26 protein-coding genes and 3 pseudogenes are annotated in these 24,769 nt (G+C 55.5%); 13 read left to right on the forward strand and 16 right to left on the reverse strand.

Annotated elements, in window-relative coordinates:
• Positions 1 to 62: 62 nt before the first annotated feature.
• The 3 genes from LRS56_18140 to LRS56_18150 all read right to left on the reverse strand — a co-directional run bounded on the left by LRS56_18140 (position 63) and on the right by LRS56_18150 (position 2,144).
• Positions 63 to 590: a hypothetical protein gene (locus tag LRS56_18140; GenBank protein WDU60780.1), complete on the reverse strand. Its 528-nt coding sequence runs from the start codon at positions 588 to 590 to the stop codon at positions 63 to 65.
• Positions 587 to 883, reverse strand: coding sequence for an AAA family ATPase (locus LRS56_18145; protein ID WDU60781.1), 297 nt, complete (start codon positions 881 to 883; stop codon positions 587 to 589). The genes LRS56_18140 and LRS56_18145 overlap by 4 nt, the downstream gene beginning before the upstream one ends.
• 292 nt (positions 884 to 1,175) lie before the next feature.
• Positions 1,176 to 2,144 (reverse strand): hypothetical protein, encoded by a 969-nt coding sequence (locus LRS56_18150; protein WDU60782.1) that lies wholly within the window; start codon positions 2,142 to 2,144, stop codon positions 1,176 to 1,178.
• 274 nt (positions 2,145 to 2,418) lie between these two features.
• Here LRS56_18150 and LRS56_18155 point away from each other — a divergent pair.
• From LRS56_18155 to LRS56_18170, 4 genes and pseudogenes are all read left to right on the forward strand, one after another.
• Positions 2,419 to 2,675 (forward strand): annotated as a pseudogene (locus LRS56_18155) (DNA polymerase V subunit UmuC).
• Positions 2,676 to 2,843: 168 nt separating this feature from the next.
• Positions 2,844 to 3,998, forward strand: a complete 1,155-nt coding sequence (locus LRS56_18160) for a caspase family protein (protein WDU60783.1) — start codon at positions 2,844 to 2,846, stop codon at positions 3,996 to 3,998.
• Positions 3,995 to 5,053 (forward strand): hypothetical protein, encoded by a 1,059-nt coding sequence (locus tag LRS56_18165; protein ID WDU60784.1) that lies wholly within the window; start codon positions 3,995 to 3,997, stop codon positions 5,051 to 5,053. Before LRS56_18160 ends, LRS56_18165 begins: the two co-directional genes overlap by 4 nt.
• Positions 5,046 to 6,131, forward strand: a complete 1,086-nt coding sequence (locus LRS56_18170) for a hypothetical protein (protein WDU60785.1) — start codon at positions 5,046 to 5,048, stop codon at positions 6,129 to 6,131. Before LRS56_18165 ends, LRS56_18170 begins: the two co-directional genes overlap by 8 nt.
• 440 nt (positions 6,132 to 6,571) lie before the next feature.
• Here LRS56_18170 and LRS56_18175 read toward each other — a convergent pair whose 3' ends face one another.
• From LRS56_18175 to LRS56_18185, 3 genes are all read right to left on the reverse strand, one after another.
• Positions 6,572 to 6,955, reverse strand: a complete 384-nt coding sequence (locus tag LRS56_18175) for a hypothetical protein (protein ID WDU60786.1) — start codon at positions 6,953 to 6,955, stop codon at positions 6,572 to 6,574.
• 91 nt (positions 6,956 to 7,046) lie between these two features.
• Positions 7,047 to 7,340, reverse strand: a complete 294-nt coding sequence (locus LRS56_18180) for a hypothetical protein (protein WDU60787.1) — start codon at positions 7,338 to 7,340, stop codon at positions 7,047 to 7,049.
• 207 nt (positions 7,341 to 7,547) lie between these two features.
• The gene (locus tag LRS56_18185; GenBank protein ID WDU60788.1) at positions 7,548 to 7,943 is read right to left on the reverse strand and encodes a hypothetical protein; all 396 of its coding nucleotides are present in this window, start codon (positions 7,941 to 7,943) and stop codon (positions 7,548 to 7,550) included.
• A gap of 130 nt (positions 7,944 to 8,073) precedes the next feature.
• Here LRS56_18185 and LRS56_18190 point away from each other — a divergent pair, with 130 nt between their 5' ends.
• Positions 8,074 to 8,535 carry a helix-turn-helix transcriptional regulator gene (locus LRS56_18190; protein WDU60789.1) on the forward strand — a complete coding sequence of 154 codons (462 nt, stop codon included), beginning with the start codon at positions 8,074 to 8,076 and terminating at the stop codon, positions 8,533 to 8,535.
• Positions 8,536 to 8,674: 139 nt separating this feature from the next.
• On the opposite strand, the pseudogene LRS56_18195 reads toward LRS56_18190, so the two are convergent.
• Positions 8,675 to 8,953: pseudogene (locus LRS56_18195) on the reverse strand (hypothetical protein).
• A gap of 1,866 nt (positions 8,954 to 10,819) precedes the next feature.
• Here LRS56_18195 and LRS56_18200 point away from each other — a divergent pair.
• Complete coding sequence (locus tag LRS56_18200; protein ID WDU60790.1) at positions 10,820 to 10,990, forward strand: hypothetical protein; 171 nt, start codon at positions 10,820 to 10,822, stop codon at positions 10,988 to 10,990.
• A 95-nt stretch (positions 10,991 to 11,085) separates the two neighbouring features.
• On the opposite strand, the gene LRS56_18205 is transcribed toward LRS56_18200, so the two are convergent.
• Together LRS56_18205 and LRS56_18210 are read right to left on the reverse strand one after the other, a co-directional pair.
• Positions 11,086 to 11,721 (reverse strand): site-specific integrase, encoded by a 636-nt coding sequence (locus tag LRS56_18205; protein ID WDU60791.1) that lies wholly within the window; start codon positions 11,719 to 11,721, stop codon positions 11,086 to 11,088.
• A 14-nt stretch (positions 11,722 to 11,735) separates the two neighbouring features.
• Positions 11,736 to 12,221 (reverse strand): hypothetical protein, encoded by a 486-nt coding sequence (locus LRS56_18210; GenBank protein WDU60792.1) that lies wholly within the window; start codon positions 12,219 to 12,221, stop codon positions 11,736 to 11,738.
• A 145-nt stretch (positions 12,222 to 12,366) separates the two neighbouring features.
• Here LRS56_18210 and dusA point away from each other — a divergent pair, with 145 nt between their 5' ends.
• Positions 12,367 to 13,332 carry a tRNA dihydrouridine(20/20a) synthase DusA gene (gene dusA / locus LRS56_18215; protein ID WDU60793.1) on the forward strand — a complete coding sequence of 322 codons (966 nt, stop codon included), beginning with the start codon at positions 12,367 to 12,369 and terminating at the stop codon, positions 13,330 to 13,332.
• 289 nt (positions 13,333 to 13,621) lie between these two features.
• The gene (tal, locus tag LRS56_18220) at positions 13,622 to 14,548 is read left to right on the forward strand and encodes a transaldolase (GenBank protein ID WDU60794.1); all 927 of its coding nucleotides are present in this window, start codon (positions 13,622 to 13,624) and stop codon (positions 14,546 to 14,548) included.
• Positions 14,549 to 14,746: 198 nt separating this feature from the next.
• Here tal and LRS56_18225 read toward each other — a convergent pair whose 3' ends face one another.
• Together LRS56_18225 and LRS56_18230 are read right to left on the reverse strand one after the other, a co-directional pair.
• Entirely contained in the window at positions 14,747 to 15,229 is a 483-nt protein-coding gene (locus LRS56_18225) for an STAS domain-containing protein (GenBank protein ID WDU60795.1), read from the reverse strand.
• Positions 15,229 to 16,410 carry a SpoIIE family protein phosphatase gene (locus LRS56_18230; GenBank protein ID WDU60796.1) on the reverse strand — a complete coding sequence of 394 codons (1,182 nt, stop codon included), beginning with the start codon at positions 16,408 to 16,410 and terminating at the stop codon, positions 15,229 to 15,231. Before LRS56_18230 ends, LRS56_18225 begins: the two co-directional genes overlap by 1 nt.
• Positions 16,411 to 16,686: 276 nt before the next feature.
• Between LRS56_18230 and LRS56_18235 the strand changes: the two genes are divergently transcribed.
• Entirely contained in the window at positions 16,687 to 16,983 is a 297-nt protein-coding gene (locus LRS56_18235; GenBank protein WDU60797.1) for a PilZ domain-containing protein, read from the forward strand.
• A gap of 59 nt (positions 16,984 to 17,042) precedes the next feature.
• Here the strand turns inward: LRS56_18235 and LRS56_18240 are convergent, their stop codons facing one another.
• Positions 17,043 to 17,732, reverse strand: coding sequence for a VacJ family lipoprotein (locus tag LRS56_18240; GenBank protein ID WDU60798.1), 690 nt, complete (start codon positions 17,730 to 17,732; stop codon positions 17,043 to 17,045).
• Between the two features lie 205 nt (positions 17,733 to 17,937).
• On the opposite strand from LRS56_18240, the pseudogene LRS56_18245 reads away from it, so the two are divergent.
• Positions 17,938 to 18,545: pseudogene (locus LRS56_18245) on the forward strand (HAD family phosphatase).
• A gap of 110 nt (positions 18,546 to 18,655) precedes the next feature.
• On the forward strand, positions 18,656 to 18,922 hold the full coding sequence (locus tag LRS56_18250) for a DUF4404 family protein (GenBank protein ID WDU60799.1): 267 nt from the start codon (positions 18,656 to 18,658) through the stop codon (positions 18,920 to 18,922).
• A gap of 135 nt (positions 18,923 to 19,057) precedes the next feature.
• Here the strand turns inward: LRS56_18250 and queF are convergent, their stop codons facing one another.
• On the reverse strand, positions 19,058 to 19,888 hold the full coding sequence (gene queF, locus LRS56_18255; protein ID WDU60800.1) for an NADPH-dependent 7-cyano-7-deazaguanine reductase QueF: 831 nt from the start codon (positions 19,886 to 19,888) through the stop codon (positions 19,058 to 19,060).
• 66 nt (positions 19,889 to 19,954) lie between these two features.
• Positions 19,955 to 20,476, reverse strand: coding sequence for a cupredoxin family protein (locus tag LRS56_18260; protein ID WDU60801.1), 522 nt, complete (start codon positions 20,474 to 20,476; stop codon positions 19,955 to 19,957).
• Positions 20,477 to 20,632: 156 nt separating this feature from the next.
• Here LRS56_18260 and LRS56_18265 point away from each other — a divergent pair, with 156 nt between their 5' ends.
• Both LRS56_18265 and LRS56_18270 read left to right on the forward strand, forming a co-directional pair.
• On the forward strand, positions 20,633 to 21,313 hold the full coding sequence (locus tag LRS56_18265) for a heavy metal response regulator transcription factor (GenBank protein WDU60802.1): 681 nt from the start codon (positions 20,633 to 20,635) through the stop codon (positions 21,311 to 21,313).
• Positions 21,310 to 22,656: a heavy metal sensor histidine kinase gene (locus tag LRS56_18270; GenBank protein ID WDU65774.1), complete on the forward strand. Its 1,347-nt coding sequence runs from the start codon at positions 21,310 to 21,312 to the stop codon at positions 22,654 to 22,656. The genes LRS56_18265 and LRS56_18270 overlap by 4 nt, the downstream gene beginning before the upstream one ends.
• A 117-nt stretch (positions 22,657 to 22,773) precedes the next feature.
• Here LRS56_18270 and LRS56_18275 read toward each other — a convergent pair whose 3' ends face one another.
• The gene (locus LRS56_18275; GenBank protein WDU60803.1) at positions 22,774 to 24,018 is read right to left on the reverse strand and encodes a lipoprotein-releasing ABC transporter permease subunit; all 1,245 of its coding nucleotides are present in this window, start codon (positions 24,016 to 24,018) and stop codon (positions 22,774 to 22,776) included.
• Between the two features lie 60 nt (positions 24,019 to 24,078).
• On the reverse strand, positions 24,079 to 24,762 hold the full coding sequence (gene lolD, locus LRS56_18280) for a lipoprotein-releasing ABC transporter ATP-binding protein LolD (GenBank protein ID WDU60804.1): 684 nt from the start codon (positions 24,760 to 24,762) through the stop codon (positions 24,079 to 24,081).
• Between the last annotated feature and the right edge of the window lie 7 nt (positions 24,763 to 24,769).

Genomic DNA, 24,769 nt, shown 5'->3' on the forward strand with positions numbered 1-24,769 from the left:
CATGCCATGAACAGCAAATTATTGGAACCAAGCCCATACTTGCCCCGGGGATCCCCCGACTCTTAGTCGAGCAAGCTCAACTCCAAGCGCTCAAGAATCTGCCTCAAGCGCGCCGGTTCTGAGCCCCCCTCGACAAAGTTGATTTGGCCTTGCAGTTCGTCGCCCTCAAGGGCTAAATGCGATAGGTAGTCGTTGTTGACCGAGTCCTGAGCTGTCTTAATTCCCTGGTGAAGGTTAACCAGATGGCGAAGATATTCGGCCAAACCCGCGAGGCTTAATGAAGCAGGATCCAGATCCGCAATGGGCTGCGTACTATCGAAATCGCTGCCGCTCTTGATATCTGGAAAATTTTTCAATACTTGTGACAGCCGTGAGCTCCGTCCAGGGGACATCTCACGCGCAGCATCGCGCAGTGGTCGCAAATAGGCTGCGGCTAACAACTGCCGTACATTATTATCGAGACTCGGCCCACCACCGTTGTGGCCGCTTCGTACTGCAATATCTACCCAGCGTCGTGCCAGCGCATCATCACTGATTCGACGTGCAGCCCAATGGACGTACACAACAGCCTTGCCGTCTTTGAATGTCACGTACTCTGAAAAAGCCCCTGATCAGATGTAGTGAGATCTGAAAACTTCGCAACAATGAAGATCTGATGGGCCTGATTCCCGTCACGAGCGATGAAAAAATCCTCCGGCTGCAGGCGAACATATTCGCCGTCTCGGGTCTGGAGGACGAGTCGCAGAGCATCGATAACCGAAGACTTACCTGCATCGTTCTCGCCAACGAGCGCAGTAACGCCCTTATTGAATTCGATGACCAAACTGTCTTGGTCTGCGCCAAACTGCCGAAAATTTTGAATTTTGAGTGCTGACAAATACATCCATGTCTTCCTGTCATTGAAATGCGATGCAGTGGGCCAGGCTTAAAGAATCCATTTCTTAAAATTATGCGGTGATACCCAGCAGCTATCAGCTCAAGATCGGTGAGCCATCATTCTCCCCTCTGAGCCTCAGAAGGTCTGCCCGTTTCGGAGGGCAGCAGCTGTTTCTTCGCTCCACTCCTTCCAGCCATGTGCCAGGTTATAGGGGCCGATGTCAGACGCTGGTGTTTCTTGGATAACTTTGAGCGCCGACCACGCCTCATAGTCATGAAACGGGTTAAGCCCCATGACATTACCGAGGCTCTGATCGACATACCCTTGGTAACTGGCGATCCGAGCAAAAAAACGCCGCAGCCTGATTCAGATTCCAATCGTTGAGAAAGAGCAACAGCGCGGTAAACGCCATCAAGGGTTTACTTCCCTGCATGGCACCATACCCCCTGCCCATTGCTCTGCGCAGTGGCTCGTAGTGATGTGATATGAATTGCGCCAGTGCAAGCGTGGCGTCGTACTCCACCTTTAGTGTAGTTGGGTCAAAAGCTGGCTGGCCCTGATGATCACTCGCGAGCTTTGCGATTCGAGAAACCAACGGCCTGATCATGCCGGTACGCTCGAAAAGATACGTGAGCAGCGACTCGTGACGGCGGGCCAGCATCACTTTCGTGGCCGTCCCGAGATCAAAACCAGGAATACTCAGGAGCTCCTGGTTAACCGTCAGCCACTGAGGCTGGTACTTAACCGGCCAAGCTCCGGCCTGCACCGCAGCGACCCATTGCAGAACCTGCTGATCCAGATTTACGTCGAACTGTGAGCTGAGTTTTTTGTGGTGGAACCACTCACGCATGCTCCTGATCTTGACTTGATCCAGCGCGCCGATCTGAATTCCTTTGCAAACCAAATCTCGTATCGTCCTAGATATCCCGTCACGTGCAGTCGAGATCAGTTGCACTAACCCTTGCGGCGCTTCGCCAGGCGGCAAAATGGCAAAGCCGCAAAATGGGTGGTGCCCTCCAGGAAAACGGAAGTACGCCTGCTTTATTGCCTCCCCAGTTACCTTCGAGCTCGAAGCTCTGACGACCTCCGCCCCCTTCACAAAACACGCAGGGCATTCGAGATCACTATGAATTGTCTGCTTCCAAGTATCCGGAATCGGCTCCCTTGATTTCAACTTACCCCGCTGATGACTATCGGCGAGATATTGCAGGAGTTGATCTACATCCAATTCCATTTGGCGAGAGGCGGAGAAGGCGGTCAATGGCATATCAACACTCCATTTGAATGCAGTAGCCACGCTCCGGAAAGAAGCCTGACTGATAGCAACACGACAGTACGTGGCTGTCGAATGCCAAAGCTAGCGCTTTCTGCCAACTGCGACCAGTTCCACGTGATGGACGAGGCGCGTTTAGCGTATGCAACCAGGGCAATAGTGAGTTCGGTTAAGCGGTTGCGGGCGATACCTACTGGGAAACCTCCGCGCAGCTTGAAAGGCAAGCCCCTGATCTGGGTATCTAGATCAATACATCAGCGTATACCTGACAAACGACGTTCGACTCATGGCCAAGTCTGCGACCGAAGCGGTCAATCGTCTTTTTCGACCGGGTTTCAAGTACAGCAAGGCCGAGGCTCTGCTGATGGATTTGCGACAGCCGGGCGAATTCACTGATGACCTGTTTGCACATTCTCAGCCAGTTACGGCGGACAAAGTGATGACCATCCTGCATGAGATCAAGACCGTCGGGGAAAGGGTGTTCTTCGGCTGGCCAGCTCGCCGGCGGCGCCTGATTTGGCTGTCTTAAACTTGCCGCAATGGGCACCTGTGTCGCGGCCAAGCGTGCCAAAGCTTTGAGCCCTCGTTCCATGCGGCACAAGTGCTACTGAGAAATACTAGCGGAACCGCTACTGATGCTAGCTGTTTGATATGATAGAGGTTTGAGGCATCCTAGGATGAGTGAGCTTCTACATGCCGTTGTTATTACCTGAGGATCTGACGGAGCCTGGCACCCACGCTTTTGTCATCGGCATCAGTGCATACCAGTTTCTGGAGGGTGGCCACGATGAAAACCCCGATACCCTACACCTAGGGTTGAAGCAGTTATCATCTGCCGCTCGATCGGCATCGGAATTCGCCGCTTGGCTTATGGATGGCCATAATCTGCCAGGACTTCCTCTGCGCAGCCTGAGAGTGCTCCTTGCTGAATCGCCGAGTGAAGTCATCCACCCTGCGGTTCAAAGCCTGATGAAAGGCGATCACACACCGACCCGCGCGAACGTCGAACAGGCCTTTCTCGATTTCATGGATGCCTCCGAGCAGCATCCTGAAAACATCGCAGTTGTCTACGTCGCTGGACATGGAGTGCAATTCACCAAAGACGGTGCTGTTTTACTTCTGAGTGACTTTGGAAATCCACTTCACAACCGGAAGAAATATACCGGCGCTGTTGACATGACCGCCTTAAATAAGGCCATGGACAATGAGGGCTCCGCACACGCGCAGTTCTGGTTTCTGGATTTATGTCGCGGCCTTGCACCAGACAAAGAGGATTACGATAAACTGGCTGGAATCTTGGAGTTCGACGTCAGCCGATCCGAATCGACTGTCGCCTCTCCGATGTTTTTCTCCTCCTCCAGTGGACAGACCGCCTACGGGACGCCTAATAAAGTCACGCTTTTTAATGAAGTGTTAATGGCTGGTCTCAGAGAAGGTTATGCTGCGAAAACCGACGTAGCGAACGACCCTACATGGCGTGTGACCACCACTAGCCTCATCGATTACTTGACGCCCGCAGTAGAGGCTATCGCCTCAGCGAAAGGAAAAAAACAAAAAGTAGATGTCGGTGGCCGTCCAATCAAAGCGTGTTTACATGAGTGCCTGTCTCCGCCTGACGTAAACCTTATAGTTACCGTCTGCCCAACTCAAGATCCTGACAATTACTCAGCAGATCTTAAGCTGAAAGGCAAAAAGGTCGGAAATACTCTGACTAAGTGGCCAGCTAGAACGAAAGTCCGTGCGGGCATCTATGTAGTTGAGGTCACTACAGTCACCCCTCCAGATTCTCAAGTGGATTGCTTCAGCATCGAACCTCCCACTAGCGAGATGGAGCTACCACTAAAATGATTCCTGAGAATACAAAGCACGGCCAACTGAAAGTCCAAGTTAAGTCCAGGGTCAATTTTGGTGGGGCTGCGACACCAATCGAGATTAGAAATGACGATCTTATTCTTATCATTTCCACGAGCAGTAAGCGAATATTTGAACTCCCTGTAGGCATTTACGAAATAAGCGCCGTCCTTGAAGATGGAAAACGACAGAAACAAACAGTCAAAGTAACCGAGTCAGAAACTGCTAATGTGTCGCTCGAACCAAAGCTGCCAACTCAGCCGCAGGCGCCAGAATTAGCGTTCAAATTCCTGTCCGCTGAACAGATACAAAGCCTTGAAACTCCTACACAAGATTTTAAGCTAATTGGCGCAAGCAGTAATGTCACCATCTATCCTGAGGATGGCTTTTGGATTGTCCGTCACCGTCAGGAAATGGAGCATGTCGCTTACGCGATTATTCGAAAAGGTCATGAACTGTTCGAAGTTAGTCTTCCTATCAGTGCTGGCGGTCATCGCCTATCCGTTACTTGCCACATCAAAACCTCTTCAGAACGCCCGAAGAGCCACCTACAAATCAGCATTTCTCAAAGTAGGAGTTTATCGGCAGCCTTGGAAAGCTTGTTCATCTCAGGGCAAATTGGCCCTGCAGCAAAGCTTGCAGGTAGGGCAATTCACACTCTGATGAATATATACGTCGACCCCACCGGGGTGATCCTCGCAGCCCTTATACTTAAAAAAACTGGAAGGCTTGGTGCATACCTCAAGCAGCTAGAAAAGCTCAGCACTGATTTCCCTTGGTTACCAGACGCTAAAATACTGCTTGCCAGCATTTTGATGGCACAACCTAACGAGCGCAAAAGAGCAATTCAACTGGCTTATGAAGCGAGCCAGGAACGAATCCTCTATACCGAATCATTCTCCATGCTGATGAGTCTGCTTCGTTACGCACCCGAAGCTGATAATGTTGCTCTTTGCCAAAAAGCGCTAACGAACATTGCTAAGATCGCGCCAGATGTAGATTGGAATTCGATTTACCTGTGTAGAACCTCGACGGAAAACAGCAATGCTTGAAATACAGTTCCTCCCGGCGCGCGAAGGCGACTCGATTTGGCTACGATGGGGAAAGGATTTGGCTTTCCAAATGCTGATTGATATGGGAACGGTGCAAACAGGACTTGCGCTTCGTAAGCGGTTAGAAGCCCTTCCTGAAAACGGGCGCAAATTTGAGCTGATTGTCGTCACCCATATCGATTGTGACCACATCAATGGTGCTCTTTCAGCGCTGGTTGACAACGCACCTATTCCAGGTGTGACAGTAAAGGACTTCTGGTTCAATGGCTTAGCTCATCTCGATTACAATCCAAATTCAGACGCACTTGAGGAATTAGGTGCAGTCAAAGGTGAGATGCTCAGCGAATGGCTCAAAGATAAACCATGGAATCATCATTTTAATGGCGGGCCGGTATTTAGAGATCCTAGCAAGCCAGCTCCAGTGATAGAACTTGCTGATGGGTTGCGAATCACGGTACTAGGGCCCACGCCGCAGCGCCTCAAACAACTTTTGCCAACTTGGCAAAAGGAATGGCGTGAGGCATTGGCCAAATACGAAGATAGGGGTGAAGATGACGAGCTTGAAGCTCTAGGTGCATCTCAGCAACTTACCTTGAGAAATATGCAAGATTTAATACAGCTCGCCACTAAACCAACCCTTACCGATAAAAGCCGTGCAAACGGTAGCAGCATTGCTTTGCTTGTTGAGTATCAAGGGAGTCGCATATTGTTGAGCGGCGATGCGTATGCGTCCGATTTAGTAGAGGCAATCGAAAGTATAGATTCGACGAAACCAATGAGACTTGATGTGTTTAAAGTACCGCATCACGGGAGCAGTAAAAATCTTTCCAACAAGCTAATTAAAAGCGTTGTGTGCGATCATTGGATCATTTCCACAGAGGGCAATCGTTTTCGACATCCCGATGATGAGGCAGTAGCAAAGCTTATCTACCACAGCACTGTGCGCCCCGCATGTATCGGGTTCAACGTCCAAAGCGAGATAAATGAGAGATGGAAAAACGATGAGTGGTGTAAGCAATTTGGCTATGTTACGAGCTATGGGGATAGCGAGAACGGACTTAAATTGACCTTCGGCTGACGCAATGCACCGCTGTAACCAATCAATCCTAGGCAAATCGCACGCGTTCTTAGCGCTTCATTACCTTGCACAACGCTGCCGTACCTAGATCGGCGTCTTATCCACCTCTGTAGTCGTTTACTAACAATCAAACTCTTCCATCGTAAGTCTACGTCACCCATCGCTCAAAGCTAGGTAATCCTGCAAGGAACCTCGGCCAACAGTCGAATTGGAGAAGCTCATTGAGTTCATCTAAAGGCTGCGGCCTGCCATGCTTAGGTGAGAGCTCATTGCCTTTGCAACAATTGGATCAAGACCGGAAATCATTCATCGTTACAAAGCACCCGAGCGCGCAGCTTCCGAAAATGCCCGAGGTTACGCGAATGACTGCGCCTGCTTTTACTATCATGGCCCTAATCTGATTTTACCTAACTTCGATAGCTACACGGCCAAACTCATATTCACTGAAGGATGCATGGTGTGAAGAGGAGCTGACGCTTTGCTAAGCCCAGAAACTCGCGCAGACTGGCTCGTCCATTTCCACGCTGAAATGTCGCAAGCACGTACCTGGAGTTCTTCGTTGTCATCACCCAAAACCTCCCCTCGCGTTCGACTTTCAACACGTCAGAAGTCCTGATTAGGTGGCCATCACCAAACCGCCCATACTGGTCTTTACGTTTGTGGCCAAATACCACACCGATACCTGCTCGTGACCTGATGGAAACACCGCATAGATAGGCGGTCACTGGCACATCGAAGCCTTGTTCTTGGACTCTGATGATTCGCTTGAGATCAAAATCTGTATGGCGTTTGCCGTGAAAATTCACATCTAGTGTGTCTAGCATCTTTGCGCTCCAATGGGCAGTCCATATGACGTTATCAGGAATTTCCCACGCAACCAGAGGTGCTGGTATCGTGCGGAATTCTTGGTAAATTTCACGCAGATCGAATCATGGTTGAGAGAAAGACGGGCCTCAGGTTGGCCAGCGCTTCAATCTGGAAGTCTCGCTGGTGTGAGGTGTGATACACCGCCCCCTGAGCCACTTCCAGCAAGCAAACCTCAGAACCAGACCTGTCCTCACCTACGGTTACTCTGGTTAACCGCTCCATCTGCCAGCCTCTGGACTTATTCATCCAAGATGGCGTCACAGCCATAATCTCGGTGATAGCTAAATCCGCACCTTGGCTTACCAACATTTTTTGAAGCTGGTGGGTGTCGTCAATCATCATCACGCACTCGCTGAACCGACCCTCGTTTTCGACGCTAAGGGTTAAGTGATACCAAGGCGTTCGGAGCAGCCTTGAGACTCCACGCCAATGGGACACGCCCTCCCCGAACATTCCTGGGACGCCTATTAGGTCGTTGTCTAAGGTTCTGAACATGTGTCGCCTCAAACTGCTGGAGCACGTCAGTTGCCCAGCAGAACCGGTGGGTAATCAGAAAAGGGAAAATATCGCTTCGATAGAAGCAGACTTACGATGGCCTGGCCCGAGCAATACGTAGACCGTGTTGCGTGTTTCGAATAGGTAGCCTTCCTTGAAAGCGGTGCCCATGCTTGAGCGCACCCAATGGCCTGGCTCGAAACGCCTCTGCTCGTCGTCCACAACTTTGTGGGCAAACATAAACATTGGTTGGCAGCCTGCGGCGGCTACTTTGGCTCGCTCGGCGTCGGTGACGATGGCGTCTAGGATGATCCATTCCTCGACGGCGCATAGGGGCATCCATTTGTAGCGTTTTCTGGCCACTGCGACGGCTTCATCAAGGGAAAGTGCGGAGCCCATTAATCGGATACCAAGATCACCTAGCAGACCGTCTTCGATGATCCCATCCATCGCCCAAGCCCTCTCTGTCAATATCCAATAATTAGTAACTGAGGCACAATACCGCCACATCCACCAATATATCTGTTTGTGTGGCGGCAGGCAAATGCGACATACCGTTTCCTTTTATCGGGATAGTGAAATGTCGCTGCGCAAATCTTATGCAGCAGTAGTTCAACTGCTTCGCACTCAGAAAGGTCTATCTCAGGCAGGTCTTTCGGGCTTCGTCACGCAAGCGCACGTCAGCGAGCTAGAGCAAGGAAGGAGCTCAGCGACCGTCGATATGAGTGCACGTCTCGCCTTAGCGCTGAACGTAGAGCCGATCACACTGCTGGCACTAACTGTTGCATCCCATGAAAAACGCTCAATGCGCGAAGTTCTTCTGGCGTCGCTAGCTGAGGCTGAGGCGCTAGGGCTGGCAGATAGACCGCTTCCAACCGAACCGAAAGCCATCAATCCGCCTCGAGAGTTGGAGGCTCAGAGGAAATGGTTGGCCGTGCAGGAGCTTAAGACGAAAGGGCTTAGCCAGAGTGAGGCAGCGAGACAGCTAGGGCTGCCGGAATCGACGTTGCGCCGGTTGTGGCACCAACCACCAAAGGAATGAATATCAGTCCTGATAGCGGAAATAGCCTTCCATTTGTCAACACTGATTAACTCCGCGATTCGCCTCGACGTGCGTGCGTTGCATTTCGTAACTTGCTCCGCTCGACAGGCCAATCCAGATTGCTGATCAATTCATCTGATTAGGATAATCCGCTGCCTCCGCACACTGGCGCGAACATGCCTGCGATAATCCTGGCGTCGAGCAACGCATGGTGGGGCAGCTCTTCACCCTCGCTAGTCTGAGAAAGCATTGTTGCGTCAGTAGGAAAATTACGAACGATTCTGGGCCAGTGCCCATCGTCGTAGGCGAGATCACAGAAGAGCTCCCAGTCGTATTGGGGAGCGTCTGTAACAATTTCTACTGCCTGATCAAAGGATATGCTCAAAGATCTCGCGATTGATTTCAAAGCCGTTACAAGAGTGCCCAGGAGGATCGCAAAACTTCTCCTTAGGAAAGCGGCATTCAGTCCTTCCCGGCAGACAGAATTGCACTTCAGCGACTGAGGTCGCGATAGGGCTGACGCAGGTTGATACCCGAGAGCGGGGCGAGCCTTGGTAGCTGATAGATAGCAGTAGGAAGGGAGTCCGGAAGTGATGTGGGTTGAGGCACTTAGCACTGATGACCAATCAAATACCTCCCCTGCTGTGCCAGCTCGTAACGGATGTTAGACCTCCTAAGATTCTCAGACGGAGCTATCCCTCACAATTTCTGGCTTTTTTGCTTCTTTTTGAAATCAAAAAATAGCAGCGCCTTACGGCGCAAAGAGGCGACATCTCACTGCCCTACGGGCCTATATCCAACACCGCAGGTTAAGCTGTGCAACAGCCATCATTTAAAAGTAGACAGGGAAAACAGCCTAAAAACCAAAGCAACAGCAAAGCAATCGAGTCGATTGCCTTAAAAGCTCGTGGAAAAACCAAAAAAGCGAGGCTGTCGGGATCGCTGCTTTTCTTTTGTCCTCAAATATAACATCTCCGGTTTTGAAAAATGATTTCAAGGGGGGTAGCGAAAATATTTTTTTGATCACCCGATCTCGCTCTATATTGCACAGGCAAAACCCAGCCTTAGTAAGCATCCAGAAGACATCCTGGGCGCAGCGTCCCGCCCTTTTGGTCAAGCAGCTGGATCACCCAATCGAGTAATCCATGTCATCGGAGCCATGCAGATGCCCCGGTCGGCATACTCTGAAGAGAGCTTAGTGGAAGCCCGGATAATCCTCAGATTGAAGAGGTCGCACCGGGGGCGCGTGAGCACATCATCAAGCATTGTCGCGACGGAGTTAAAAGTGCCTAGATGGTATGTGCAGGTCACACCGGATTCCACGCCCTATTCGCCCTGGTAACTTATTGGCTACGGACTGCGCCCGTGGCGGAGACGGCCCGCTGGCAATTATTGCGCGCAGGAGGGCGTCACATTAGTTGATGATCGCTCCGCTTCCCCCCAAGGCATGGACTTGTAACAGAGCAGTCGCAAAAGCTCGAACACGCTTTTCCAACCTGAGCACGGCCTCTCAAGGGACAAGTTCATTGAGTTATGGCAATCGCTCAACAGCAATAAAAATCACCGAACCTGCTCAAGATAATATTGCAAAAGTCACAAAAGCCCACATGCGACAGCTTAGGGAATTAGTTGAAATTGAAGGCCATATAGTCCTAGCAAGAATCAAACAATCTCCGGAACTAATGGATCCCATGCACAGAACGAAATCTCTTGTTTAGTATTTTGACAACAAGCCATACACACATTAAAGAATACAACATAAGAAGTAGCGTCTCGAAGTTTACTTTCCGTTTCTTCTGGGCATACCCCTAGTCTGTACGGCCAATCTCCGGCGTCTTTTTATACAAGTGGCCTTTTGGTTAAGACTACCAAAGTATATTTTTAGCATACTCTAGCTAACGGTATGCCCTACGTAGACTGTTTAAAAAATTTGCCCTGCGCCTTGACGGCATCTGGAAAAACATATTCCATATATTGACAAAGCAACGGTACGACACCGTTTTTTTTGAGAGCTCAGGGAGCACTGACGGTCATGATGGCGGGTGCTTTCGGGACAGAAAAATGCAAAAAGGAATCGCGCAGGAAGTGGGTTTTCTGACTGAAGATGACGTAGCCCACCTATATAACGTGAGCAAGTCTACACTCGACTACTGGAGAGGAAATAGCTATGGCCCGGCTTACGCATATGTAGGGAATAGCTTCTTTTATCCTGCGGACGGAGTAAGCACGCTCCCGATGTTGAGGCTCAAGGGCTTCGTTTTCACTCACGGCGGAGCGATCTGACATGAGCGACATCAGAAGTAAGATTGCTCACGAGATCAACTGCTACACCGCCGAAGATATCAGTGAACTCGCTAAGGTCAACCTTGATACTTTGGCGTACTGGAGAAAGCACGGCAAGGGGCCGAAACCTATCCGCTTTGGCTCTGCTTACTTGTATCCAAAAACGCTGTGATGGAATTCATCGGCAGTCTGATGGAATCCGATTCGGACGAGTTCATTAGACGCTGCATTTAAAATGAAGGGGCCAACTGGCCCCTTTTTTCATGCCTAGGCGCTTTTGAGTTCACCAAGTTGCTGCAAAATCAGGGCGAGTTGTCCGTCGATATTTTTAGCGTCCTGTTGCTTGATGTTCAGCGCGTTGTAAGCAGTGTGGACATCAGTCGCTTTGACGTGTGTGTATCGTTTCAAAGTCTGCCAATCACGGTGGCCGCTCATCAGCGCGACTTGGGGAACGTTCAGGCCAATGCCGAAAAAGTCAGTGATCGCTTTGTGCCGAAGATCGTGAAAGCGAACTGGTCTAGACACTCCAGCTTCCGCCCGTGCGCGTGTGAACGCAGTACAAACGGACTTCGGATTGTAGGGAAAAATGCAGCCGGATTTCCGCCCCCCGATAAAGCTCTCTACAAGTTCCCAGGCTGAAGGCAGCAGTGGAACAGTCTCATCGTTACCTTCCTTTAAGTCAGGATGCTTTCGGTCACGAATAATGACTGTCTTATTCTCCCTGTCCAAGTCTTCAATTCTGATTCTGCAGATCTCTGCTTGTCGCATAGATGTGTAGAGACTGAATCGGATCACCTGCGGCATGTCGATCTGCTGACGGGTTTTTGTAGCAAAGACAGCAGTGATAGCGTCGATTTCCTGCTGTGTTGGTACACACTCCACTTCGCGACTTTTGATTCTCATTTTGTGACTTGTCTTCAGCCCCTTACGCGCCTTGTCGGCCAGATCTGGGTCAATATCAAGGTGCTTGGTGTCATAGCAATAGCGAAGCACAGATGACAGCAATGAGAGATCACCAGCAATTGTTTGACCCTGAACGCCCTCTTTTTCCTGGCATCAATGAACGACTCCAGGTGACTCTTCGAAAGCCGTTCGATCCCGATATTGCCCAGGCGTTTCTTCAGAGCTTTGTAGATGAACAGTGCGCTCCGCTGAAGGGTACGGCCCTGCTGTATGTAATCGAGGTAGTCATCGATATAATGCGCGACAGTTGAACCCTTGGGAGCAGCGGCCCTGCCGGTGGCTTTGATCTCTTCAAGCTGACGTGCTTTTTCCTTTGCAAACGCCTTTGCAAGCTTCTCTGTCGTGAACGTTTCACTGATCGCCTTGTGACCCTTTGATCGAATCAGCACACGCCAGTTGCCGCTTGGGAGCTTTTGGATTGAAGCCATGGTCGTGTTCACTCAGTGTTCATTTATCCATACCCGATGCATACCTTTGATGCACACGGCGTGTACTCCAGGTGTACCAAAACCGTGATTTTGGCCCCTGAAATGTACACGAACGATAGCACAAAAACCTGCTGAAGGCCTTTAAATACAAGGCTTTATGAATCGTAAATTTTCTGTAGCACCCATGATGGATTGGACCGACCGCCACTGCCGGTTCTTCCTGCGTCTGCTCTCCAAGCACGCCCTGCTCTACACCGAGATGGTCACCACCGGCGCGATCCTGCATGGCGACCACGAGCGTTTCCTGCGCCACAACGAAGCCGAGCACCCACTTGCGCTCCAACTGGGTGGCAGTGTTCCGGCGGATCTGGCTGCCTGTGCGCGCATGGCCGAGGCGGCGGGCTACGACGAGGTGAACCTGAACGTCGGCTGCCCCAGCGACCGGGTGCAGAACAATATGATCGGCGCGATCTTGATGGCGCATCCAGCACTGGTGGCCGATTGCGTGAAGGCGATGCGCGATGCGGTTTCGATTCCGGTGACGGTGAAGCATCGTATCGGGATCAATGGTCGGGACAGTTATGCCGAGCTGTGTGATTTTGTCGGGACTGTGAAGGACGCGGGGTGCACCAGTTTTACCGTGCATGCGCGGATTGCGATTCTGGAGGGGTTGTCGCCGAAGGAGAATCGCGACATTCCGCCGCTGCGTTATGACGTGGCGGCGCAGTTGAAGCGCGATTTTGCCGAGCTGGAGATTATTCTCAACGGCGGGATCAAGACGCTGGAGCAGTGCCATGAGCATTTGCAGGCGTTTGACGGGGTGATGCTGGGCCGTGAGGCTTATCACAACCCGTATTTGCTGGCAGAGGTGGATCAGCAGTTGTTTGGCAGCACCCAGCCGGTGATCAGCCGGGCCGAGGCGTTGGCGCAGTTGCGGCCTTATATTGCTGAGCATTTGGCCAGTGGCGGGACGATGCATCACATTACGCGGCATGTGTTGGGGTTGGGGACGGGGTTTGCGGGTGCGCGCAAGTTTCGGCAGTTGTTGTCGGTGGATATTCATAAGGCTGCGGACCCGCTGGCGTTGCTGGATCAGGCAGGGGCGTTGCTGGAGGGGCGTTGAGTGCCTGTTGAGGCATGAGCTGGCCGATCTGGCGCTTTCGGGAGCAAGCCCCTCCCACATTTTGGGCCGCCATCGCAGGCAAGCCAGCTCCCACCGTCTGATTGCGGTGCTCATATGGCAGTTGGGTTGAACCTGCCGGTCTCTTTGCCCTCCTATTTACCAGCAAGATCAGTCATTCAAACGGCTGTTTTCAGGTTATTGCCCTCGCAAACGATCGATCGCATTTGCGCCCTTGAGCGCCTGCCGGCGCTCGGGTAATGTCTTCAGACCCATAGGACAGAGCACGCCCATGACTTCCAAGCTGGAACAACTCAAGCAGTTCACCACCGTCGTAGCCGATACCGGCGATTTTTCAACCCTCGCCAAGCTCAAGCCGCAAGACGCCACCACCAACCCTTCCCTGCTGCTCAAAGCCGCTTCGATCCCAGGCTATGCCAAGCTGTTGGATGAGTGCGTGACGGACTGCAACGGTGACGTGGGCCTGGCCAGCGACCGTTTTGCGGTGGCGGTCGGTCAAGAGATCCTCAAAGTGGTGCCGGGGCGTATTTCGACCGAGGTGGATGCCCGCCTGTCATTTGACGAAGCCGCTATTCTCAAGCGTGCGCATCGTCTGATCGACCTGTACGACAAGGCCGGCGTAAGCCGTGACCGTGTGCTGATCAAGATCGCCTCCACCTGGGAAGGCATCCGCGCCGCGGAGAAGCTGGAAAAAGAAGGCATCCAGACTAACCTGACCCTGCTGTTCTCTTTTGCCCAGGCCGTGGCTTGTGCAGAAGCCGGTGTGTTCCTGATTTCGCCATTCGTGGGCCGTATCTACGACTGGTACAAGAAGGCCAACGGCAACGACTACACCGGTTCCGATGACCCAGGTGTGCAGTCGGTAACGCGCATCTACAACTACTACAAGGCCAATGGCTACAAGACTGTGGTGATGGGTGCCAGCTTCCGCAACCTGAGCCAGATTGAAGAGCTGGCCGGCTGTGATCGCCTGACCATCAGCCCGGACCTGCTGGAGAAGCTGGCGGCGGATGAAGGCAAGCTGGAGCGCAAGCTGTCGCCAGGGCATGCCGGTGAAGCGCGGGTGCATTTGACTGAAGCGCAGTTCCGTTGGGAATCCAATGAGGACGCGATGGCGACTGAGAAGCTGGCGGAGGGGATTCGTCAGTTTGCTCGGGACCAGGAGAAGTTGGAGGCGTTGCTGACTGCCAAGCTGTAAGGCAGGCTGCAGCAAAAAGGGCGGCAACCTCGCGGGTGTCGCCCTTTTTTATGTTTCGCTGTTCTCAAGCAGAACTCAGTACAACATGTGGGAGCGGGCTTGCTCGCGAATGCGGTGGGTCAGTTATGAATTGGCTGACTGACACACCGCATTCGCGAGCAAGCCCGCTCCCACATTGGAGTGTGTTTCAAGTGAGGCTTAGTGGCGTTCCAGCGCATTCACGAGGTCGTGGAAGGCTTCGCGGTTGGACTCGTTCAAGCCCATCAGGATCTTGTGCGCTTCCAGCACCTTGACCCGTACCACTTCTTCGGACTGGTCTTGCGAAGGCAGGTCGGTCAGGCATTCCGGGCACGGGATCGGGCGGTCAACGATGTTGAACACCTGGTCAAAGCCCATGGACTGCAGCAGACGGGTAATGTCTTCGTGGGTGGTGACGACAGTCGGCAACAGGCCGACCTTCTGCCGAGACAGAATGGACAACTTGGCCAACAGCCCAAGGGTGGTGCTATCGATGCTGCGGGTTTCGGTCAGATCGATCACGATCGCCGAGAAATTCAACGCTGTGAAAATCCGCTCAATCGTCGCATCCAGCGCCGAACACAAGGTCAGGCGCACTTCACCGACAAACTTCAGGACGAAGGTCCCGTCTTGCTCGGCGAATTGGATTCTTCCGGTACTCATCAAAGATTCCTGCTCAACACCAATAGGGCGATATCATCCGGCATCTCCCCTAGCGTGGCCAATCCAAAAACTTGCCGCAGGCCATCCAGGCTGCCGCCCGCCGACTTGACCTTTTGGGGCAAGGCGGCTTCTTTCTCTTTGAGTGTAGGCTCTGGAAGAAGGTCCAGGATGCCGTCGGACATCAGCGTCAGGCTGAACGTCGGCGGCAGCTCCAGAATGTGATCTTCGTAGGTGGCTTCATTGAACAAGCCTACGGGCAGACCACGTCCTTCCAGGTAGCGCACACTGTCTGGAGTGTACAAAACCGGCATCGGCAGGTGACCGCCAATGCTGTAGGTCAAAAGACCGGTTTCTTCATCGATCACGCCGCCCACCATCGTCACGTGCTTGCCCAGCTTGCAGCTGATCAGGCCCCGGTTGATGTGGCCCAGCACCTCGGAGGGGGTAAACTCCGGCAAGGTGCCGTTGCGCTTGGATTCGAACAACAGCCGTGTGGTCATGAACTTCAACAACACGGTCACAAAAGCAGAAGAAGCGCCGTGGCCGGATACGTCAGCCAGGTAGAACGCGACGCGCCGCTCATCAACGCGGAAGTAGTCGACAAAATCCCCCGACAGGTACAACGACGGGATGATCTGGTGTGCAAACTTGAACTCGTCGATGCTCCAGGGGCTCACCGGCAGCATGTTCATCTGCACCTGGCGACCGGCGTTCTGGTCTTCCTGGAGCAGGTTCAGGCTGGCTTCGAGTTCGCGGTTGGCGGTTTCGAGCTTTTCGCGGTAGCGCTGGTTTTCTACCAGCAGGCGGGCCCGATCCAGGGCACGGCGCACCGAGTGCTCCAGCACTGCCAGGTCTTCCAGGGGTTTGATCAGGTAGTCGGCGGCGCCCAGGCGCAGGGCCTCGACGGCATCGTTCATCACCCCGGCACCGGATACGACAATCACCGGCGTCTGCGGCGCACGCTCGGTCACCTGGCGAATCAGCTCCAGGCCACCCATCTGGGGCATGCGCAGGTCGCAGATCACTAGGTCGGGCTGGTCGCGCTCGAACACCTGGAGACCCTGTTGGCCGTTGCCGGCCTGCAGGACGCTGAAGCCACTGTCTTCCAAATAGGCCGCGAGGCTCGCGCGCACTACTTCGTCGTCATCGATTATCAGCAGCGTGGCACTGGTTTTTTGCATGTGGGCAAACGGCGCCAGAATTAGGTTGGCGTAGGCGGCTCGGCAATGGCCGGGCTCACGTACTGGATTCGCTTTCTAGCCTCTCTGTCCTACAAAACATGGGTTTTTTCCCCATGCACAACGGTAAAGCAGAGGTGCCCTTCTAAGGCGCAGACGGTACTCCCATCCGCCAGGGGTTTCAAGCTCATGCCGATGGTCGCCGGGCGTCTTTACATCGCAAATCACCGGGAGTTATAAGAACAGGCACGACCACAACACAAAGTAAGGATGGAACCTGTGAGCGAACACGAGCGCGACTACGCCGAAAAACGCGATTTCATCCGCATGCGAGTGGATGCGGATGTGTCTTTGATCCACGCCGGCCAGGAGATTGCCGGGGTTTGCGTGGACCTTTCCAGCTCCGGCATGCAGGTGCAGGCGCCTCGCCAGTTTCAGGTGGGTGACCTGCTGACCGTGCGCATCGATTCGGAGCACGCCGCCCTCAAGGGCCTGGAGGCGGATACTGAAGTGGTATGGACCAAAACCAGCGGCGAAGATCAGCACCTGGGCCTCAAGATCCTGAAAATGCGCTGAAAGCCGCGCACAAAAAAGGCGACCTCAGGGTCGCCTTTTTCGTTTCGGGACGTTACAGCTTAAAAGTCGTCGACGACCTTGCCGTCCTTGACCTTGAACTCGCGGTTCTGCAGGTAAGCGTTGCGAATGAAGGTGTATTTGTCACCGGTGATCAGCTTCTCGCTGTCGAGCAGGCTGGCGCGGGTGTCGACAATGCCCAGGCCCATCACGCTATTGCGCAGGGAAACGTCGTCCATGTAACGGTAAGGCTGGGTGTAGCTGTCCACGTATTTGGACGGCGCATCACGCAACGTGCTTGGGCCCAGCAGCGGGATCATCACATAAGGGCCACTGCCTACACCCCAGTAACCCAGGGTCTGGCCGAAGTCTTCATCGTTACGTTGCAGCCCCATTTTGGTGCCGACATCAACCAGGCCCAGCACGCCGAACGTGGTGTTGACCAACAAACGGGCCGTGTCGACGCCAGCGTTGTAGGGCTTGAGCTGCAGCACGTTGTTGGCCAGGTTGCCGACATCGCCGATATTGCGGAAGAAGTTGTGGACGCCGTCCTGCACGAATTGCGGGGTCACAAACTGATAGCCCTGTGCCAATGGCTTGAGGGCATAGGTGTCAACGGTGTCGTTGAAGGTGAAGATCGGGCGGTTGACGCTTTCCCATGGGTCATCTTCCGACGCAGCCTGAGCGGCGAACGGGGCCAACAGGACGGTGGCACACACCGACAGCTGAGCGAAGTAGTGGCTCCAGCGCATAGCTTTAGCTCCTTGAATGGTCTGTCATGGGCGCTATGCCCTGAATGAAGCCGCCAGTATATGACGGAAGTGTTGAATTAGGCATCCCACAGGAAATGTCATCCATAAAATGCACAAAATTCCTACAATTGCCCGCCTATCACAGTCTTGTCATCGGTTTGTCATCCAGCCCCGATAGCGTCGAAGCTATTTCAGGGATGTCGACATGCCTCACGCCGAGATTGCCATTGCCAGCGCGCCTGCCTTGACGGCTGTTTTGTTCGGACTGAGTGGCTGCCTGGTGGACTTTGGTTCCCAGGCCCGCACCGATTCCGCCGCCCCTGATTCCCAGGCCACACCGGGCGCGCTGAAAATTCTGCGCAGCCTGAAGGAACAAGGCGTGCCCTGCGCCTGGCTGGATGAACTGCCCCCGCAGTGACCACCCCGCTGGCCGCCGCACTCCCCACCTGGCTCAAGGCCGCATCGCCCTCCTCGATCCGCTGGCCCGCGCCCCATGCCTGCTGGCAAGCCTTGATGGAACTGAACATCGAACGCCTGGAAGGCTGCGTGCTGGTCAGCGGCGAACCGCGACTGTTGCAATCCGGGCTGAACGCCGGGCTGTGGACCATCGGCCTGGCCTCCTGCGGCTCACTGTGCGGCATGGCCCCCGAACAATGGCTGGCGCTGAGCGAGCAGGAGCGCGAGCACAAGCGCGGCAAGGCCACCGTGGCGTTGTACGGGCTGGGCGTGCACTCGGTGATCGATCACCTGGGCGAGCTCGGCAGCTGCCTGGCCGACATCAGCCTGCGTCAGCTTAAAGGCGAGAAGCCCTGATTGAGATCATGCACAGTCGGTGCCGGTGGATTAATCTACAGGTCAGCCCGTAGACCTTTCTCGGCGTGCCGTGGTCTATGCCAGTGCCTATCGATAAAAGGAAGAACGTCATGCCTGATCGCGAAAAGTTACAACAGCAGGCCGATATTGTGCGTGAGCAGCTGCAGAATCATCCAGAGCTGCCCGCAGAAAAACGTGAAGCACTGGAAGAGTTGATCGCCAAGTTTGAAGTGCAACTGCAACTGGAGCCGGCCACCCAAACCCCGAGCATCGCTGACGATGTGAACCGGGCGGTAGAGGGCTTCGAACTGGACCACCCGGGTATTGCCGGGACGTTACGCAATATTGTGATTACCCTGGGCAATATCGGGATCTGACCCAAGCCCAAGCCAAGTGCAGAACCCAATGTGGGAGCTGGCTTGCCTGCGATGACGATGTATCAGTCAACTGATGTATGACTGCATGATCGCTATCGCAGGCAAGCCAGCTCCCACATTTGTTTCATCTAACGGCTACTGACGCGCCAGGCGCAGGTTCTGGAACTGCGTAGCCTCAGTACTGCGATACGGGTTGATATCCAGCCCGCCCCGCCGCACGTACCGCGCATACACCGTCAACTTTTCCGGCTTGAGCAAGCGCTGCAGGTCCAGGAAGATCCGCTCCACGCATTGCTCATGGAAGTCCGAGTGTTGGCGAAAGCTCACGATATATTCCAGCAGGCTGGCGTGATCCAGCGCCGAACCACGGTATTCCACCACCACGCTGCCCCAGTCCGGCTGACTGGTGACCGGGCAGTTGGATTTGAGCAAATGGCTGTGCACGCTCTCCTCGACGGTGCGCGACTCATCGCACCGTAGCAGCTCCGGGCGCGGGTGCTCATAGTTGCTGACGCTGATCTCCAGGTCGTCAATGCACACACCCGGCAACGCCTGCACACCCTCGGCCTCAACCTCGGCCAAGCTGCGGATACGCACGTTGACCGGCTTGCCGGCAGCCGCACTGAGGTCGGTGCGCAGGGTCGTTTCCAGACTTTGCACATCGGCAAATGCGCTCTGGTTGAGCGAGTTGAGGTACAGCTTGAATGACTTGGATTCGATGATGTTCGGCGAATCGGCTGGGATGCTGAATTCACCGATGGCCACCACCGGCTTGCCCGAAGGCAGCAGCCAGGACAACTCGAAGCAGTTCCAGAAATCCACGCCCTTGTAAGGCAGGGTCTCGGCACTCAGACCCAGCTCGGCCCATTTGGCGGCACGCGGAATCGGGAACAGCAACGAAGGGGTGTAGGTGGAAATGTATTCACTGGACTTGCCCAGCGGCGAATGTTCGGCTGCGGGATGCATGGCGGAAACCTGGCTAAATAAACCCCGCCAGTCTACCAGCCTTTGCCCCCGCTCTTAAGAAACGCCTCACTCAACGTTCAGTTTGCCGACCATGCCCGCCTGATAATGCCCGGGAAGGTTGCAGGCAAACTCCAGGCCGGTGGCCTGGGTGAAGGTCCAGGTCAGCTCAGCGGTTTTGCCGGGCTCCACCAGCACACTATTGGGATCGTCGTGTTTCATGCCGCCCCTATCGCCATGCCCCATGGCGCTGTGGTCCATCTTGCCCATGCCGGTCGCGGTGAGCATGCCGCTGGCCTGCATCTGCAGCATTTCCGTCTGGTGTGCGGCGTGCATCGCTGCGTCACCCAGGTTGAACTCATGCAGCAACCGGCCTTTGTTGACCAGTACAAAGCGCACCGTCTCACCGGCTTTTACGTCGAGCGACTTGGGCGAAAAGGCAATGTCCTGCAGGGTCACTTCCACGGTGCGCGTGGCCTTATCCGCCGGCGCCGGCTGGCCGAAAGCGAACGTGTGGGCCGTGTCAGCCACGGCATCAAAACTCAATGCCAACAGGCAACCCGCCAATATCAGAGGTGTACGCAACGCCATCGCTCGTCTCCAAAAGTGTGTGAACAGCTTGGTCAGCACTCTAAGATGGCACCGCTGCCAGCCAGCTGACTGCTAGATTACAAGTTTGTCAGGTTGCGCCCCTACCCTGCGCCCCACGGTATAAAGCCGGTCGTGCCCCGTTACCCAGAGCTGCCCATGAAACTGTTGATTGTCGAAGACCAACCGAAAACCGGCCAATACTTGCGCCAGGGCCTGGCTGAGGCGGGCTTTACTACCGAGTTGGTGGCCGACGGCACCAACGGGCAGCACCTGGCGCTGACCGGCGACTACGACTTGCTGATCCTCGACGTGATGCTGCCCGGGCGCGACGGCTGGCAAATCCTGCAGGCCGTGCGCAGTGCCGGCCTGGACATCCCGGTACTGTTCCTCACCGCACGCGACGCCGTGGAAGACCGCGTGCACGGCCTGGAACTGGGCGCCGACGATTACCTGGTCAAGCCCTTTGCGTTCTCCGAGCTGCTGGCCCGGGTGCGCAGCCTGTTGCGCCGTGGCAGCAGCGCACCGCAGGAAACCGCGCTGCAACTGGCCGACCTGCGCCTGGACCTGATTCGTCGCCGCGTCGAACGCGATGGCCAGCGCATCGACCTCACCGCCAAGGAGTTCTCCCTGCTGGAACTGCTGCTGCGCCGCCAGGGCGAAGTGCTGCCCAAGTCGCTGATCGCCTCGCAGGTGTGGGACATGAACTTTGACAGCGACACCAATATCATCGAAGTCGCCATCCGCCGCCTGCGCCTGAAAGTCGATGATAACTACCCCACCAAGCTGATCCACACCGTGCGCGGCATGGGGTATGTATTGGAGGAGCGGTGCAATTGATCCGGCGCCTGTCCCTGGCCAGCCGCCTGGCCCTGCTGTTTGCGGCGTGTACGGCGGTGGTCTCGTTGATCGCGGGCGTGTTGTTCAACCAGGCCAGTGAGGCGCACTTCATTGAACTGGACCAACAGTTGCTCGACGGCAAGCTGACGGCCTTGCGCAGCACCTTGCAGGGTGTCGACACGCCGCAATTATTTGCCCAACGCGAAGCGCAATTGCGCACCGAACTCAATCGCCAGCCCGACCTGGCGCTTCGCATCAGCGCCGCCGGCCAGCGCTGGCTTGACGGTGCACCGGGCGTTGCATTGCCTGAGGCGCCGGGCCTGCACAGCCTGCAAAACGCCGGCACCGACTACCGCGTGTACAACGTGCCCCTGCAGCCCGACCAACCCGGCTCGCCACAGTTGAGCCTGGTGCTCGACATCACCCATCACCAACACTTCCTGCAACGTATGCAGCACCTGATCTGGCTGACCGTCGGCCTCTCGGCCCTGGCCACCGCCTTGCTCGGTGCCTGGGCCGCACGCAGCGGTCTGCGGCCGTTGCGGCGCATGAGTGAGGTGGCCGCCAGTGTGTCCGCCCACTCCCTGACCCAGCGCCTGCCACAGCAGCAGATGCCCGCGGAACTGGCCGAACTGGCCCAGGCCTTCAACGCCATGCTCGGCCGCTTGGACGATGCCTTCCAGCGTCTGTCAGCCTTCTCCGCCGACATCGCACATGAACTGCGCACGCCGCTGTCGAACCTGCTGACCCACACCCAAGTCATCCTCACCCAGCCGCGCCCGCTGGAGGACTACCGCGAGGCCCTGCACAGCAATCTGGAAGAATTGCAGTGGATGGCGCAGTTGGTGAATGACATGTTGTACCTGGCCAAGGCCGACCACGGCTTGCTGATGCCCAAGCGCGAAGCGTTGGCGCTGGAGGATGAAGTCGAGGCCCTGCTGGAGTTCTTCGCACTGCTGGCAGAGGACGCACACATCAGCCTGGTACGCGAGGGCACGGCCCACACGGCAGGCGATCGCGGCATGTTGCGTCGGGCCTTGTCGAACTTGCTGGATAACGCGCTGCGGTTTACCCCGGCGGGCGGCGAAGTACGCGTAAAGATCACGCAAGGCCTACGCGGGGTCACGCTCACGGTGGAGAACAGCGGGGAAGGCATTGCGCCAGAGTTGCTGCCCAGGTTGTTCGACCGGTTCTACCGGGCCGACCCGGCGCGCCATGAAGGCAGCAGCGAGCATGCGGGGCTGGGGTTGGCGATTACCCAGTCGATTGTGCGGGCGCATGGGGGGCGGATTTTTTGTGAGTCTGGCGAGAGGTGGACCCGGTTTGTGATTGAGTTGCCCTAAGAAGATTGATGCAAGCTGGGCCGGCCTCATCGCGGGCAAGCCCGGCTCCCACAGTTTTGATAGGTGAACACCTTCAAAATGTGGGAGCTGGCTTGCCTGCGATGGCAATCTTGAATATTACGAATATCTCAGGGCATGCGCCGGCTCAATCTTCGCCGCCCGATACGCCGGGTAAATCGTCGCCAGAAAGCTCAACACAAACCCGGCCGTGCAGATCAACACCACGTCCCCACTTTGCAGCTCCGACGGCAGGTTGCTGACGAAATACACATCCGAACTGAAGATATGCTGCCCGGTCACCCGCTCCAGCCAGCCCACCAGCTCACTCACGTTCAGCGCGGCAATCACTCCCAGCACGCCACCGATCAGGGTGCCGACAATGCCGATCACGGTGCCCTGCACCATGAAGATCGCCATGATCTGCCGAGGCGTGGCGCCGATGGTACGCAGGATCGCGATATCCGCGCCCTTGTCGTTCACCACCATGATCAGGGTGGCGATGATGTTGAATGCGGCTACCGCGACGATCATCAGCAACAGCAGGCCGATCATGGTCTTTTCCATCTTCATCGCGCTGAACAGGCTGCCCTGGGTGTGAGTCCAGTCATCCGGCTTGTAGGCCGCGCCGAGGCTGGCGGCGATATCCGCAGAGACTTTGGGCGCTGCGTACAAATCCTTCACCGCCAGGCGCACGCTTTGCACCTGGTTCGGCTGCCAATGCTGGATTTCTGCCGCATCGGCCATATGGATCAGGGCCATGGAGCCATCCAGCTCGGCGCCGACCTTGAAAATACCCACCACGTTCAAGCGCTGCATGCGCGGGGTGATACCGCCCGGTGCGCTGCTGATTTCCGGCACGATCAGGGTCAGCTTGTCGCCCACGCTCAGGCGGAAACGCCGGGCGGTGATTTCACCGACCACCACGCCGAACTCGCCGGGCTTCAGGTCTTGCAGTTTGCCCTGCACGATGTGCTGGGCCACGATTGACACCTTGCCTTCCTGGGCCGGGTCAACGCCGCTGATCTCGATCGGCTGCATGGCGCCCTTGTAGGAGAACATGCCGTCCATCTGTGTGAAGGGCACGGCGGCGGTGACTTCCGGGTTCTTCATCGCGGCGGCGGCCACCGGCTGCCAATCATCAATCGGGTTTACGCCGACGATGGTGGCGTGGGGCACCATACCGAGGATGCGCGAGCTCATTTCGCGCTGGAAGCCGTTCATCACCGACAGCACCACGATCATCGCGAGCACGCCCAGGGCGAGGCCGATCATCGAGGTCATCGAGATAAACGAGACAAAACGGTTGCGGCGCTTGGCGCGGGTATAGCGCGTGCCGATAAAAATCGATAACGGTCTGAACATTCGCGGGCACCGTTGAAAAAATGAAAAAGCCCGAACGCCAGGCGCCGGGCTTGAAACGGGTCAGATGGCGACCAGATGACCTTCCTGCAGGTGCAGCACACGGTCCATCTGGCGGGCCATGCTCATGTCATGGGTCACCACCAGGAACGCGGTGCGCATCTGGGTGCTCAGCTCCAGCATCAAGTCCTTGATGCCCTGGGCGGTGTGGGAGTCGAGGTTGCCGGTGGGCTCATCGAGCATCACCAGGCCCGGGTTGTTCACCAGAGCACGGGCGATTGCCACACGCTGGCGCTCACCGCCGGACAGTTCGGCCGGTTTGTGCTCCAGACGATGGCCGAGGCCGACGCGCTCGAGCAGCGCTTTGGCGCGTTGGCGGGCCTCCGGAATCGCGGTCTTGCCGATCAACAGCGGCATGCACACGTTTTCCAGGGCGGTGAACTCCGGCAGCAGGTGGTGAAACTGGTACACAAAGCCCAACGAGCGGTTGCGCAGTTGGCCACGGGCCTTCTCACCGAGGGCCGACAACTCTTCGCCGGCCAGCCAGACGCTGCCCTGGGACGGCGTATCAAGGCCGCCCAACAGGTTCAGCAAGGTACTTTTGCCGGAACCGGAGCTGCCGACGATCGCCACGCGCTCGCCGGGGTGCAGTTCCAGCTGCAGGTTGGACAGCACCACAACCGATTCCGGGCCTTCCTCGTAGGATTTGCCCAGGTTGCGGCAGCTCAGGATTGCTTTTTCACTCATGCCCGAT

The organism is Pseudomonas poae, assembly GCA_028869255.1.
In the GTDB taxonomy this organism is placed as follows: domain Bacteria; phylum Pseudomonadota; class Gammaproteobacteria; order Pseudomonadales; family Pseudomonadaceae; genus Aquipseudomonas; species Aquipseudomonas poae_C.